This window comes from Sphingobium sp., assembly GCF_035511395.1.
Classification (GTDB): Bacteria; Pseudomonadota; Alphaproteobacteria; order Sphingomonadales; family Sphingomonadaceae; genus Sphingobium.
In genome coordinates, this window is sequence record NZ_DATKFP010000201.1 from 1 (window position 1) to 12,748 (window position 12,748).

The window sequence follows — 12,748 nt, forward strand, 5'->3', positions numbered from 1 at the left end:
ATCTTGGTCGAAATAGACGAGATCGAACCGCCCATGCCGTCATGCAAGATCTTGCCCTTGTCCTTGCAGCAATTCTGGAAGGTCGTGCTGAGACCGGCCGGCCGGCAGCGCACAGCGCGTCCGGAAAAGATCTCGATCGCGCCAAGACAATTGCCGTCCGCATCGATGGCACCATCGGCCTCGACCCCCGGATCATCGACCGGCGGCTCCTCGACGATCGGGTTGGCGCTGGTGTCGATACAGCTATTGGCCGAGCAAGTCGGCGCGCCGCCGCTTGCCGGCACGGCGCAGGCATATTGATCGCCCAGCGGGCAGTGCATCGCTCCGGCCCGATCCGCCTGACAAGGGGTTTCGCCAATAGGGCACATCCATCCGCCCGATCCGGTCAGATGGCAGCGTGCCGTCTCGCCGTTGTCAGCGGCATCACCATTGCCGTTGAGGTCGACGGCGCAGAGAGGCTGCGCCATCGCGGTCGGAGGGAATAGGGACAGGCTGGCCGTGACAAGAATGAATCCCAAGAGCAAGGCGCGTGCGGGCCTCATCGCGCTGCACTCGTGCAGACCATGTCGGCGCCGCCCAGGCGCACCGTCTGCATCATCACCACCGCTTCGGGAAAATCATCGATGCAGCCGCAGCCCTGCACTAGTTCCTCGCCCTCGCCTGCGGGGCAGACATTGCTGTCCTGACAGGCATGGTAGAATGTGTCCCAGCCTATGGGATCGGTCTGTCTCGCTCCGGTGACGCCGTCGGGCGCGGCGGCGGTGTTCGCCTGCGCCTTGCGGGTCTTGCAGATGGGCTCGCAGGCATTGACGCTGCCGAACACGGGAAGCGAGAAAGCGCGGGTCGTAAGGCTATAGCCGCCATCGGCATTCCTTACCCGGTCGGCAAGCAGCGTCTCGGTTGAATGATCGATGATATAGGCGCCGCGGGAGAGATCGGGCCGCGAGACCGCGCCCAGATCGACCGTGCAGGCATAGCTGCGTTTACGCTCGAAGAAATCGCGGCTGATCTGCGTCGTGCACGCGCCGGTGCCCATCAACCGGGTCTGGGGCAGGGGGGTGAGTCCGGTGTTGACGCCGTTGCGGTAGGTGGTGACCCCATCCACCTCTTCGTCGTCGAGGCGACATGCGTCGTTCGATGCATAGCCCGAACAGGTGTCGACAAGCTGCTCGGTCGTTTTGCAGCCGACGTCCACTTTCGCTTCGATGGAGGCATAGGCTTCGCCGCCGTCGGCGACCGCGGCACGCAGCCAGATATCGTGATCGCCTTGCGTCAGCTTCGCTGTGAGATCGAGATTGGGATAGACATAGAAGGCGCCCTTCTTTTCGCATTTGCCCGGCGGCAGTCCGGATCCAGTCCAGCCTTCCGGACCCGAGCCGACCAGTTCGCCATCGATCCGTATCTGCGCCCAATCGTCACCGCCAAAGCGCGTCAGAAGAACCTGCTGAAGCCTTTCGGCCTCCTTGACCCGCAGCGTCATATGAAAATCAAAGAGGGTGCAGGATCTTCCCGAGAGGCTGTTGTCGCTCGGCGAACCCATGACGAAGGTACGGCTGCTGGAATTTGAGGCATAGGTCGCGTAGCCGCCGGACACGCGATCGATGATCTTCTCGGCGGTCATCTCTTCCTGCGCGATCTGCCGGGTGATGGTGCAGCTTCGGCTCACCTGCGACGTGCCGGTTCCGGTCGAAGAAGCGGAAAGTGCCTGGAACACGCTGCTCGCTTGCGCTGCGCCATAGGCATCACCGGCTATGGCGCCCGGATTGGCCTTGTACGCCGTGACCCCGATCCGAGGCTCTGCGCTGCACGATGTCGTCTGCGCGCCAGTATAGCGGATGACCGGGCCGTCGATGGAGGCCTGCGCCACGCCGATGCGCGGATCGGCCGTGGTGAGCGCGCCGACAACGCCGCCGCCCAGATCTTTGAGCACCGAGGCCATATTGCCCCAGACCAGATTGTTGCCGCAGCTGTTGTTGACGCAGTAACAACCGGCAAGATCGGTCAGCTCGACCTGCGAAAGCTTGAGCGATTCAGACGCGGAAGCGTCCCAGCGGAAGAAGCGGCACGCGTCCCAGGTGCCTGGTGTGCAGGAAATGATCCCGTTGGCGCAGATGCCCGAGGCAGGAACGGGGACGGTCAATGCCTCATCGAAGCTGCCATCGAGATCGCTGTCCCGCGAGATGCTGAGCGTACCGATATCGCCGGTCGCATTGGGCTGGGCGAGCAGCTCGAGCAATGTCGCGCTTTTCCGGCAGGCAAGGTTGGGCGTGAACGCCTTCGAGGTATCGACCGTGGTGACGGGCTGTCCCGCCAGCCCCGGCGTGACGTAATTGCCGAGCAGCGCATCGCTGTCCGCGCTCTTCGCCCGCGCGGCGGCTGCCGCAGCGCGGGCGCGGTCTTCGGCCGTTTGCGCGTGAAGCGGGGCAGGCAGGCTGAGCGCCGCGACTAGGAGCAGGGTGCCTGACCTCATGGCCAAACCTCGCTCGGTATGATCTGCCGGGATCCGCGCCGCAGCCGGAACAGCAGCGCGCCGGGAGCACGCTCGGGAAGCTCAGCCCGGAACACGGCCTGTCCCTCAAAAACGGTCAGCGTGGCCACGACCATATGCGGCGAGGAGGGGGATGCCGCATTATCGTCTGCATCTGTGGCCACGCCGACCGTCCGACCGACGCCGCAGGGGGGACGCGACGCCGGTCTGACCGCATGGGAAACGCCTGGCTCCATGGGGTGACGGGCAGACCATCGGCTGATCCCAGGCGATCGCACGCGGCTATGGGAAGTCGACCCGCTGCTCATGGCGTCGACACTCCGGCGCAGCAGATCGCCTTTTCAAAGAGCATGAACTGCGCATTGTCCTTGCCCGGCGCGTGCTTGGCGCTGGTCCACAGCGCGCCGGGCCGCCCGACATTGACGCACTGGCCGCCCTTGACCGGTTCCATCAGCTGGAATTTGTAGCGGCTCTTGGTCCAGACCGGCTGGGGGATGAAGGAACAGCCGTCCGCCGAACTGACCGTGAGTGCGCCAAGCCGCCCCATCATGAAGACGCCGCGGGCGGCCAGACCCGCCCAGGCCTCGACGCTGTCGCCAAAATGGATGTCGCCGGCGATCGGATAGGTCGCCCCCCAGCTCCCCATGCACCAGAAGAGCGGATCGACGACCTTACCGGCGGCCGCAGCGGCGCTGTCGGCCATGCAGGCCAAGCCTGCGGCCGGATTGCCGAACAGGATCGCCTCGGGCTGGATGATCGCGCCCAGCGTCGCCGACTGCCATGTCGGCAGCACCTCGGTGATCAGCGCCACGTCGAAGCCATTATCCTCGATGCAGGGCAGGTCGGTGAACATGTCGAGCATCTTCCAGACCGGCGCGATATAATAATGCATCTGCGCGAACATCTTGGCGGTGTTGGTGCCGTCGGCGAGGCTGCTCTGGCTCCCCTGCAACTTGCCGCCGGTCGGCATGATGTCGGCGCCAAGCGCCATCATGCATCCCGGCTCGGTCACCACGTCGACCATGCGGTTGGGCGACCAGAAACTGACCTTCACCCCGAACCAGAAGGTCACGCCCTTGCGGCAGGCGCAAAGAGGCTTGGATGCCGACTGGGCGTCGAGCGCCTTGCTTAAGGGGTCGCTGGGCCCCACCTTCACCCCGCCGATGGTGATCGGGAAGATGCAGTTCCAGCGAACTTTGGTGATCGGATTGAACACTGTGCCGGCCTCGCATTTGGAGGCATGCGCGGGAGACGCGATCGCCAGTGCCGCAAAGGCGGAGCCGAGCGTCAGGATGTTTCGGATCGAGAGCATCCTCATCGCGCGGCCCTCCGCTGGTTTGGGGGCATGACGACTTCGGTCAGCACCAGCTTTTGCCCCGCCTGCGCGATGATCACCGGCGCGACGGTCAGGCCGAGCCGTGCCTTGACGCGTTCCTCAAGCAGGAACAGCGCGCGGCCGTGGCGCTCGCCAAGCGTCATCGCGTCGGCGTCCTTGGCAGCGCCGGCGGCGAGCAGGATGAAATCGGCGGGCCTTGCGGTACGCAGCGCCCAGGCGAGATCACGCGGGCGCACGACAATGAGTCGCTGCGGGAGCGAGACATAAGCGAGCGGATTGAAGCTGTAGCCTTTTGCGTAGAGCAGCTTCCCATCGGGTAGGCGGATGTCCTGATCAAGGGTATAGAGGGGGACCACCGAGCGGTTCCGGTCGGCTTGTGCGATCCCCAGCGTGGCTGCCTTCATCGCCGACCAGCCTGCGCGCGGACCGAAAGCAGTTTTCATATCGGGAACATGGGCCGCCCGGCCCTCGATCTCGCTCAGTGCGTCGGGCTCGGCGATCGGCCAGGTGCGGCCGATGGTGCTGGTCGCGGCCGTGACTACCGAGGGTGTCATCACCGCCAATGGCGCCAGTGCCGACAGGGCCAACAGTCCCGAGAGAGTTTGGAGACGGCGGACAGGGCGGCGCACCGATCTAGCGACCATGACGCCGTCTCCAATAGGGCTCGCGACTATCGCGATCCTCGCCGATGATGGAGGTGATCAGCGCCGCTGTTGCGACGATCGCCATGAGTACGACAAGAACCCGGAACAGGCCGGGCAGGTCGGGCAACTGCCAGGAGATAGAGCACTGCACGAGCAGCAAGCCCTGGCTGCCGACAAGGAGGCGGATGGACCCAGGCGCTGGCGTGGAGGAGAAAATGCCGTTCATACCGGTTCGACCTCTGCCGGCTCGGAACGAACCGGAAGACGGCAGAACAGCTTGAATCCGGCGTCTGCGACGACAGGCCCAAGGCAGACAATACCAAGCCACAAAGCGTAGACGACGACGGGACGGCCGAGCAGAAACATCAACGGAATGAGCGGAAAAACGGCGCAGCAGATCTGCATGACGGGACCCAGCACGGGGATGCGTCGAGCGTCCTTCAGAAACCCTGCTATCAACTGGTCAGCCGTCTCAAGGCTGCGCGCGCACTCGCCGTTGGTCTCGTGAAGCGACAGGATCGCGCGACCCAGAAAATCATTCTGACTCTCTCCAGGATAGCGCTTGCAGCGGCAGATCGCCCCGATGTCGTCGATCATTTTGGGTGTGAAGGGTTCGATCCTGTCGGTCATTTGCGCCTCCAGCGCGGCAAACGCGTGAGAAGCATCCCGCATGCGCCCGACAAGCCGATGAGAAGCATCCCGCTCGCAAAGCATGCGCCGGCGACGATAAGCCCTGTGCGAATGGTCTGAAGCGGCGGCTGGTCGAGCGCGAGGCCGGCCGCGACGACGAGGCTGGCCATCATGCAGGTCTCAATGCCCACCAGGCGCAGCCGCCATTGGAAGGCGGCAGCTTCCGCGCGGCTGGCGATGCGGGCCTCGATCATTGCCTCGATCGCGGGGTCCTTTTCCCAGTCGAGCGCCAACTGATCAGGATGGGGCGCGGGCTTGTGCATCATGCCGCCCTCCAGTTCCCGGCAGCGCTGCCAAGCACCTGAGCGGGATCGACGCTGGCCAATTCGCACACCGCCTCCAACGGGTTGCGGCCGGCCCGCACCAGGGCTTCGAACGCGGCCACCTCATTGGGGGCCGAGGTGTTGATCCAGTAGCTGAACGGATCGACCACGAGCCGTGCGATGCCGAGGCCCAGCGGCGAGTCGATGAAGACTTCCGAATAGTTGGGCTTGGCGTTGCGGACCGATTTCAGGAGATCGAGGACGAACCCCGAATAGTCGAGGATCTTGTTGTCCACCGCCTTGTCATAGGTGGAGCCCTGGAGCAGGAATTTGGTCGCGGCATTTTCCAGGATAACCTGTCCGGTGCCGCCAAAGAGCATGAGGTCGTTCATGCTTTGGAGCACGATGCCAAAGCTCCCCTGATATTTGCGCGCGCGGCGATAGCCCTGGCCGAACGCCTCGGCGAGACGGGAGAGATCCTGCCCGTCGCTGCGGGTCATGAACTGCGCGGCCTCGTCGCACAGCACGAAGCGGGGCTTGTCGCGGGCCGAGAGATAGAGTTCCTGCGTGACCGCGTTCACCACCACCATCACGATCACGTTAAAGAGGTCCGGGAGCGCTTTTAAGCGTTCGAGCTCCAGCACCACGAACTCGTCGCGCGAGATGTCGAGCGTCGAGGGACCGTTGAAGAAATGGCCATAAGCACCCTGCGACCCGAAATCGCGCAGGTTGAACGCCAGTTCGCGCGCGACTGGCACGAGATGGTCGACCCGGTCGAGATCGGAGGCGGCATTGTCGGGATAATGCCCCAGCCAGTCGCGCACCGCGTCGATGCCGTCTTCGCCCCGCCCGCTATCGACCGTCCACTGCACGGCGGACTTGAGCAGATTCCATTCCGAAGTCGTCACCGGCTTGCGGGTGGAGGCGTTCGCCATTTCCGCGACGATCGCGACGGCCATGGCGATAGCCGACTGCTTGTCCTCGCCATCGAGCGCGAGCCCCATGTCGAAGGGATTGAGGACGAGGCGCTCCTCGCCGATGTCGATATAACGGCCCGAGCAGAGCGTGCAGAGCTTGCGGTAGCTGCCACCGATATCGATGATCCGGATGAGCGCGCCCTGCGCATAATATTGTTGGCAGAGATTATTGAGCAGGAAACTCTTGCCTGCCCCGGACTCGGCCGAGACGATGAAATTATAATTGTTGATCCGCGGGTCGAAGAGATCGAGCGTGATAAGCTGGCCCTTGCGCCCGACATAGAGCAAGGCCGGGCGGCCGCCCCCGCGAAAATCGGTCTGCACGGGCGCCATCAAGGTTGCGGCCTTGACCGGCATGCGGAAGTCCCGCTCCAGCAGCTTCAATGTGCGCTTTTCCGGGTAGAGGCCGAAGGGCAGGCTGGCGGCCAGCAGGACCGGGAGCAGATAACTCTCCTCCTGCACCATGAAGGGCAGGGGTTCGGATTCCCACAGCCGCTTGGCGCGGGCCGCCATTTCGCGCGCCTGCGCGCCGTCGCGGCCGAACACCCACAGGCAAGGGATCACCGAAACGAACCGGCTGTTCGACGCCTCGTCGAGGATCCAGCCGATTTCCTCGATCTGCTTGCCGACCTCCACCGCGAAGCTGCCGGCGGCCTTCTGCGCCGAAAGGATCTGCGCGCGCTTGTGAATCTCGAACTGCGAGTGGTCGAACAGAACCGAGAGGCAATAGAGGAACGGCCCTCCGATCTGATCGCTGTCTTCTGCGCTCCCGCGCATCCCGCCCAGGAGGCGATTGGCGCGCTCGGCGGTGATCCGCCGCGCCGGCGCCTTGGGCGTCAGGCAGCGCGCCACTTGGTTGCCGAGGAAGACCTCGGGGCCTTCGAAGCAAAGGTCCGGGCCAGCCTCGATGATCTGCCGTGCGATGGAAGGGGCGGGCATGCCGCCGATGCTTTCGCTGAGGAACACGCCGGGCGCGGGCGCGAAGACGCCGTTGAAGATCCGGCGATAGAAACTGACCAGTTCGTCCGGCGGCAAACGCCGGATACCCATCTTCGCCAGCTGCTCTTCGACCTGGCGGCGCAGGTCGGCGCCGAGGCTGACCCGCGTCTTGATGACAAGAAACAGCCGGAAATTGCGCACCGGGATGGCATGGAGCGCATCGAGCCCCCTGGTTCCGGCGCGCAGATAGTCCGCCGTTCGCCGGGCCGAGGCCTGCACCAGCGGGTCTGGCCGGATCTTCAAATCGAGATAGGCGTCAAGCGCCGGATCGATCAGCGGATCGGCGAAGGTGATAAGCTGGAGGACCGTGCCTTCGGGGAAATGGATATTGAGGAGGCCGAGCAACGCCTGTTGCACATGGGCGAACATATAGGCGGACGGGACCAACTCCCAGGCCTGGCCCCAGCCATCGTCGATGCACAGGAAGGCTTCCTCCTCCTCGACCCAGGCGACCATCGGCAGGAAGTCGGAATAGGCGTCGCGGGTCACGGCGGCGCGCAGGCGCTGGTAGCTGAGATTTTTGTGAGCGGGCCGCGCGGTCATGGCCGGTTCTCCGGATGGACGGCCAGCGGCGCGGACTCTCCGGTCGGGGCATCCACGGCGTCCGGTTCGGGCTCGCGTAACGTACGCAGCACCGGCGGCGCGGGCGTTCGTCCGCCGGGCTCGACCAGATAGTCGCCGACAACCCAGGCCGGCCGGTCGATGATCGAATAGACATAACGCGCCATATAAAGCCGGTCGGGGCGCTGCTTGTCCGCATAGGGGAGGATCAAGGTCCGGATCGTGCGCGAAGGGCGCAGCATCGGCGATTGCGGCCCCTCGATCAGCGCGCCGACATTGCCCTGGCCAGTTTGCGCCATAGCCGAGGGTGTCGCCGCAAGCCTGGCGGGCCCCTTGTCCATACCGCGGGCTCGCTTCTTGTCCGGTGCAAGCAGTTTGCGATCATGGGTGACGGCAGGATCGGATCTGGAGGCACGGCCTGCGACCGCATCGGCATAGGCCTGGCCCGGATGAATGCACTGGCCATGGTCGCTATTCTTGCACGAGAATTTCTCGCTATAGGGCGACATCACCGATCCCATGGTCGCGCAGCCTGGTAGCGCGAGAAGGGGAAGGACGAGAAGGCAGGGTCGGAGCATCTTCATGGCTTTGTCTCCCATGGGCGCGGACATCAGAATTTGGCTCCCGCGCCGGGTTTGATTTCGAGGGTGGCGCCCTCCTGGATCACGACGACCACATCCTTGGCGGCACCCACCTCGACGATGGGACCAGCCTGACGGGCGAGATCGAGATAGAAGTCGGTGAGCTTGTCCGAGGATTTGGAGAGCCCGCCGGCAATGCCCGTCTTTGCAGCATCGCCGGCATCAAGCGTGCGCACCGTTCCCAAGGCTGAGGTCGAGGTGTTGCCGAACGTGCTTTCCACCGACTGCGAGATGCCGCTGATGGTCCCGGCGATGAAGGCGCGCGCCAGCGTCGCCCCGGCCCGCGTCACCACCTTGCCCGACAGACCCTTCTTGCCGTCGGTATCGACGAAGAAGCCCTTGACCGGTTGATCGACGATCGAATGCTCGTCGAAATCCACGCAGGATAGGGAGACGAGTTGGACCTCGACCCGCTCCTTGGCAAGACTCCCGGTGGCGTTGCCGACCACGAAGCAGCCGGCGAGGTTGGCCTTCACCTCATTGGGCAGGACCGCGGGCGCCTGCACCCGGGCGATGATGGGTTCAGGATTACTGGTCGCGTCCCGGCTCGCCAGCGCGTCGATCCCGGTCAGGAGCCGCGCTTTCATGAAACCAGGCGGTAAATAGATCGTCCGATTCTTTTTTTTGGATGAGGCCGATGCATCAGCCGTGCCTGTCGGCACGACCTGACTGGTTGCCGACCCGATCGCGCCCACCGTCTTCTCGACCGGCGGTGCGGGCGGGGCAGGCGGCGCAACCGGCCCGGTGGGAGGTGCGGGCAGCCTGTTGGCATCCGCGCTTATGTCGCCGGTTTCTGGAGGATAGGGCAGGGCGGGCACGCTGCCGGGCAGCGCGGGAGGCAGATCACCATCGATGCTTTGACCGCCGACAGCTGTCCTTCCGCCCGAAGTTCCCGGGGCACGTGATCCGGGAACTACCTTGCCTTCCTCGATCGCGCTGACCCTGTCACCAAGCAGTTGCTGCCCGTCGAGAACCTTCTTCAAATCCCCGCGCAGTTTTACCTCAAGGCTGTCGCCGCGCAGACCTGCGCCCATGTTGAGCGATGCCGCGGGATCGGCAGGCTTGGCTTCCTCCTTGCTGCCGGACGCTGCATAAAGGCCGATCCCCAGCGCGCCGACGGCAACACCAACGGCGAGTTGGCGCGCGCGCAGCTTCTGCCGCGCGGACAATTTGGCCCATTGCGCCTTCCAATCGAGCAAGGCCGGGGACGGACGGCGCATTGCCTCATCCTTTTGCCCAGCGCTCTGCGCGGCAAGATGTGCCTGATAGAGGGACAGGCCTTCCGGCGTCTCCACCGGGTCTTTGTCCATCTCGCCGCTCATTGCCCGACTCCCCGGCGCACCACGATCAGGCGGGCCGTTTCACCGGCATCAAGACGGATGCGGTCCAGCGTGACCGAGAAAATGCCTGCCCCAAAAGCCGCATCGACCAGCAGGCGCTCGTCCAGCGTCACCTCGGCCGTGGTTCGGATATGATATTCGGAAGCAGAGAGCCCCGCGCCCTCAACGGCGATACGGCGTTGCTCGGCGATTGACAGGCTCGGCGCTGCCGCGATGGCGATCATGCCGCCCGACGGCGCGATCTCGCTGAAAGAGGCGGGGACGCGGTTATCGAGCAGAGCCATGGTGATCGAGACCGCGCGATCTTCATCAGCCAGAGCGGCCATCAACTCGCTATTGGCCTGCGCGCGCTGCCGGGCGCCAGCGACAAGCACCACCGTCTGCGCCGGGATCTCCGCCGGTTCGGCATAGAGCGGATAGGTGGCGCCGTTGCAGCTGATGAAGAATTCCGATGGCTGCGTCACATAGCTGCGGGTGACCTGGCCCGCGTCGTCAATCTCGCGGGTGAGGAACTTGATCCAGGCGTCCGAGCCACCCTTTTCGACGGCAAGGCCTTTTTCGGCGGAGAATTTGATGTCCTCGATTTCGCCGCCCTCGCAGACGACATGATTGATGTCGCGGTTGGAGAGGCGGATCCGGCTGGTCTGATCGGGCAGGGCATGGAGCGTCTGCGCCGAGGCCGGCATGGCCAGCAACAGCAAGGCGAGCCCGGATAGGGTGGCGCACGCAGGTACGCCGTGGAAATTTCTGGTTGCCGTGATTTCCGAGCCAGCAGGCGTGCCCGCCTGCTTCGAAATCACTTCAGCGTGTTTCGACATCGAACTGCTCCTCGGAAACACGCGTCAGCCAGAAGCGGCCATTTTCGATGCCGTAGCCGATGCGCAGTATGCCCCGGAATTTGCGGATCACGCCGCCGATGACGCGGACCTTCTCGACCGGGACGACGATCTCATGGGCGGTCCATCGGACCGGCTGATCGTTGCGGATGTAGGTGGCAATCGACAGCGTCGGGTTGTTCGCCAGTTCGTCGAGCACGGCGTTGAGGCTGTCGCGCATCGCGCCATAGGCCGATGGGTGGACGAGCCCGAGCAGCTCCTGGAATTGCCGGTCCGCCGAATAGGCCGACCATGTTCCCGACAGCGCCACGATGTTGCGCGTCATGGCAACGATATAGGCCTCGGACGGCGTGTTGCCCGAGACGTGAAGATCGCCGGTGGCGCCGAAGGGGACGATCACGGTCCGGGCATTCTGGTTGGTCGTGTAGATGACCACGCCCAGCACGGCGGTGACGCCGAACATGCCGGCGATGGCGACCTTGAGCAGCCGGTTCTCCTCGAACAGGTTGGCCGAGCCCTGCAGGTAGCGATGGATGCCGTAGCTGGCCGGTTTGCCCAGCAGCGGATCCTCCTTTGTCCTTTTGTGTCCGAACATGCCCATCATGCTCACTCGAAGAAACGGGTCTGGGTCGGACCCGGATAATAAGGAAAGGAAACAAGGCCCCAGCGCCAGGCCAGGTGGGGCAGATAGCCCCTGGGCTTGGTCCGCTTCCACGGGATGAAAAGGAGAAGGGCGGCGATGAGCGCCCAGCCGACAAGTCCGCCTACGATCGCGGCCACGAATATGCTCGAGGTCGCGAGCAGGAACTCGTCCGATCCGAACCACAGGATCTGGACCGGCCGATGCAGATATTGCGGAAGGCGTTCGTCCATCTGCCCTTCTCCTCCTGCTTCATGACACCTACAAAGGTGCCGGTTTCCGGAGACCGACCATCGGTCCCCAGCTTGGTGGCGGTATGGGCTGCATGTTCCCGGTCAGCCGGGGCGCAGTCCTGCCGCGCGTTTCAGACGACCATCCCGAAAGTCTGGAGAATGGAGTCCGCCTTGATGAGGCAGACGGCCGCGACGATGGTCGGGATGCCGATCATGATGTTCGAGAAGAGGCGCGAGACGCCGAACAGGAAGGCGGCAACACCGCCCACAAAGCCCATCGGACCCTTCACACCCTGGTTCACGACGATATCGTAGATATCGTAGCCGAGATCGCCCTGGGCTGGCGCCGAGAAGGCATGGACCGGACCACCGACCAGGGCCATCGCGCCTAAAGGGAGGCCAAAATTGGCCACCACCAGGACCTTGTTACCGAATGTACGCATCATGGCATTGCTCCAAAAAAGGAGCCGTCCAACCCAAGCCTGCCGGCATCGAAGGAAGATCGGTGTCGGCCGGGGCGTCGGTGGACGGCTCCGCGAGCCCGCCGCCGCCGGTATCCTGGTTCATCTGCTCGGCCGAGATCGGACCGGGCCGGATGCCCTCCGGAAAATATGTATGAGTCACCGCGACGGTGCGCTTCAGGTCAGCGCTGCGCATCGGATGCTGCCTTCGTCAGTGCCGGCTTTGCATGTCGGTCGAGGAATGCCTCGAGTTCGGCCTGCTGGAAGCCCGAGATGAGCTTGCCGTCTGCAATCAGGGTCGGTGTCCCGGAGACGCCTACCTTGGCGACAAGTTCAGCATCGTCGGCAACCTTGTCATGCCCCGCGGCGCATTGAAGCAGCACGGGCGGGGTCTGGCCGGAATAGGCCGCCTGAAACGCCGCCTCGCGATCGGCCGAGCATAGGATATGCTCGGCCTTGGCGGCTGCGGTCGGATGGATGCCGCTCACGAAGAAGATGAGACGCCTTACCGGCTTGCCCTCGGCAGCTTTGGCGCTCCAGAAGCGGTCGAGCGCCTGGCAGTAGGGACAGTCGGGGTCGGTGAATTCGAAGACCGTGGGGGCATCTACCGGGCCGATCACTAGTGCTTTCGCAGGATCG

At 64.3% G+C, this 12,748-nt stretch carries 15 protein-coding genes and 1 pseudogene; all 16 read right to left on the reverse strand.

Annotated features, from left to right (window positions below):
- Positions 1-542: pseudogene (locus VMR39_RS13865) on the reverse strand (conjugal transfer protein TraN); the annotation flags it as partial.
- Positions 539-2,470 carry a hypothetical protein gene (locus VMR39_RS13870; protein ID WP_325416578.1) on the reverse strand — a complete coding sequence of 644 codons (1,932 nt, stop codon included), beginning with the start codon at positions 2,468-2,470 and terminating at the stop codon, positions 539-541. The pseudogene VMR39_RS13865 and the gene VMR39_RS13870, both read right to left, overlap by 4 nt.
- Positions 2,471-2,792: 322 nt before the next feature.
- On the reverse strand, positions 2,793-3,806 hold the full coding sequence (locus tag VMR39_RS13875) for a TraU family protein (RefSeq protein ID WP_325416579.1): 1,014 nt from the start codon (positions 3,804-3,806) through the stop codon (positions 2,793-2,795).
- The gene (locus VMR39_RS13880) at positions 3,803-4,378 is read right to left on the reverse strand and encodes a conjugal transfer protein TraW (RefSeq protein WP_325416589.1); all 576 of its coding nucleotides are present in this window, start codon (positions 4,376-4,378) and stop codon (positions 3,803-3,805) included. Before VMR39_RS13880 ends, VMR39_RS13875 begins: the two co-directional genes overlap by 4 nt.
- 79 nt (positions 4,379-4,457) lie before the next feature.
- Positions 4,458-4,694, reverse strand: a complete 237-nt coding sequence (locus VMR39_RS13885) for a hypothetical protein (protein ID WP_325416580.1) — start codon at positions 4,692-4,694, stop codon at positions 4,458-4,460.
- Positions 4,691-5,098 (reverse strand): hypothetical protein, encoded by a 408-nt coding sequence (locus VMR39_RS13890; RefSeq protein WP_325416581.1) that lies wholly within the window; start codon positions 5,096-5,098, stop codon positions 4,691-4,693. Before VMR39_RS13890 ends, VMR39_RS13885 begins: the two co-directional genes overlap by 4 nt.
- The gene (locus VMR39_RS13895) at positions 5,095-5,424 is read right to left on the reverse strand and encodes a hypothetical protein (RefSeq protein ID WP_325416582.1); all 330 of its coding nucleotides are present in this window, start codon (positions 5,422-5,424) and stop codon (positions 5,095-5,097) included. The genes VMR39_RS13890 and VMR39_RS13895 overlap by 4 nt, the downstream gene beginning before the upstream one ends.
- The gene (locus VMR39_RS13900) at positions 5,421-7,940 is read right to left on the reverse strand and encodes a TraC family protein (protein WP_325416583.1); all 2,520 of its coding nucleotides are present in this window, start codon (positions 7,938-7,940) and stop codon (positions 5,421-5,423) included. The genes VMR39_RS13895 and VMR39_RS13900 overlap by 4 nt, the downstream gene beginning before the upstream one ends.
- Complete coding sequence (locus VMR39_RS13905) at positions 7,937-8,542, reverse strand: TraV family lipoprotein (protein ID WP_325416584.1); 606 nt, start codon at positions 8,540-8,542, stop codon at positions 7,937-7,939. The genes VMR39_RS13900 and VMR39_RS13905 overlap by 4 nt, the downstream gene beginning before the upstream one ends.
- 26 nt (positions 8,543-8,568) lie before the next feature.
- The gene (locus VMR39_RS13910) at positions 8,569-9,921 is read right to left on the reverse strand and encodes a TraB/VirB10 family protein (RefSeq protein ID WP_325416585.1); all 1,353 of its coding nucleotides are present in this window, start codon (positions 9,919-9,921) and stop codon (positions 8,569-8,571) included.
- Positions 9,918-10,625 carry a type-F conjugative transfer system secretin TraK gene (locus VMR39_RS13915; protein ID WP_422663729.1) on the reverse strand — a complete coding sequence of 236 codons (708 nt, stop codon included), beginning with the start codon at positions 10,623-10,625 and terminating at the stop codon, positions 9,918-9,920. Before VMR39_RS13915 ends, VMR39_RS13910 begins: the two co-directional genes overlap by 4 nt.
- A gap of 115 nt (positions 10,626-10,740) precedes the next feature.
- Positions 10,741-11,370 (reverse strand): TraE/TraK family type IV conjugative transfer system protein, encoded by a 630-nt coding sequence (locus VMR39_RS13920; protein WP_414712514.1) that lies wholly within the window; start codon positions 11,368-11,370, stop codon positions 10,741-10,743.
- A gap of 11 nt (positions 11,371-11,381) precedes the next feature.
- Entirely contained in the window at positions 11,382-11,648 is a 267-nt protein-coding gene (locus tag VMR39_RS13925) for a type IV conjugative transfer system protein TraL (RefSeq protein WP_043153801.1), read from the reverse strand.
- Between the two features lie 131 nt (positions 11,649-11,779).
- Complete coding sequence (locus tag VMR39_RS13930) at positions 11,780-12,094, reverse strand: hypothetical protein (RefSeq protein WP_325416586.1); 315 nt, start codon at positions 12,092-12,094, stop codon at positions 11,780-11,782.
- Entirely contained in the window at positions 12,075-12,305 is a 231-nt protein-coding gene (locus tag VMR39_RS13935; protein ID WP_325416587.1) for a hypothetical protein, read from the reverse strand. Before VMR39_RS13935 ends, VMR39_RS13930 begins: the two co-directional genes overlap by 20 nt.
- On the reverse strand, positions 12,292-12,748 hold a 457-nt coding region (locus VMR39_RS13940; protein ID WP_325416588.1), incomplete at its 5' end, for a thioredoxin fold domain-containing protein. The genes VMR39_RS13935 and VMR39_RS13940, both read right to left, overlap by 14 nt.

Bases quoted from the DNA above. Each gene is read 5' to 3' on its own strand.
- VMR39_RS13925 (WP_043153801.1), bottom strand. From the start codon at position 11,648: ATGGACGAACGCCTTCCGCAATATCTGCATCGGCCGGTCCAGATCCTG.
- VMR39_RS13910 (WP_325416585.1), bottom strand. From the start codon at position 9,921: ATGAGCGGCGAGATGGACAAAGACCCGGTGGAGACGCCGGAAGGCCTG.
- VMR39_RS13930 (WP_325416586.1), bottom strand. From the start codon at position 12,094: ATGATGCGTACATTCGGTAACAAGGTCCTGGTGGTGGCCAATTTTGGC.
- VMR39_RS13875 (WP_325416579.1), bottom strand. From the start codon at position 3,806: ATGAGGATGCTCTCGATCCGAAACATCCTGACGCTCGGCTCCGCCTTT.
- VMR39_RS13905 (WP_325416584.1), bottom strand. From the start codon at position 8,542: ATGAAGATGCTCCGACCCTGCCTTCTCGTCCTTCCCCTTCTCGCGCTA.
- VMR39_RS13880 (WP_325416589.1), bottom strand. From the start codon at position 4,378: ATGACACCCTCGGTAGTCACGGCCGCGACCAGCACCATCGGCCGCACC.
- VMR39_RS13900 (WP_325416583.1), bottom strand. From the start codon at position 7,940: ATGACCGCGCGGCCCGCTCACAAAAATCTCAGCTACCAGCGCCTGCGC.
- VMR39_RS13935 (WP_325416587.1), bottom strand. From the start codon at position 12,305: ATGCGCAGCGCTGACCTGAAGCGCACCGTCGCGGTGACTCATACATAT.
- VMR39_RS13920 (WP_414712514.1), bottom strand. From the start codon at position 11,370: ATGTTCGGACACAAAAGGACAAAGGAGGATCCGCTGCTGGGCAAACCG.
- VMR39_RS13890 (WP_325416581.1), bottom strand. From the start codon at position 5,098: ATGACCGACAGGATCGAACCCTTCACACCCAAAATGATCGACGACATC.
- VMR39_RS13915 (WP_422663729.1), bottom strand. From the start codon at position 10,625: ATGCCGGCCTCGGCGCAGACGCTCCATGCCCTGCCCGATCAGACCAGC.
- VMR39_RS13885 (WP_325416580.1), bottom strand. From the start codon at position 4,694: ATGAACGGCATTTTCTCCTCCACGCCAGCGCCTGGGTCCATCCGCCTC.
- VMR39_RS13870 (WP_325416578.1), bottom strand. From the start codon at position 2,470: ATGAGGTCAGGCACCCTGCTCCTAGTCGCGGCGCTCAGCCTGCCTGCC.
- VMR39_RS13895 (WP_325416582.1), bottom strand. From the start codon at position 5,424: ATGATGCACAAGCCCGCGCCCCATCCTGATCAGTTGGCGCTCGACTGG.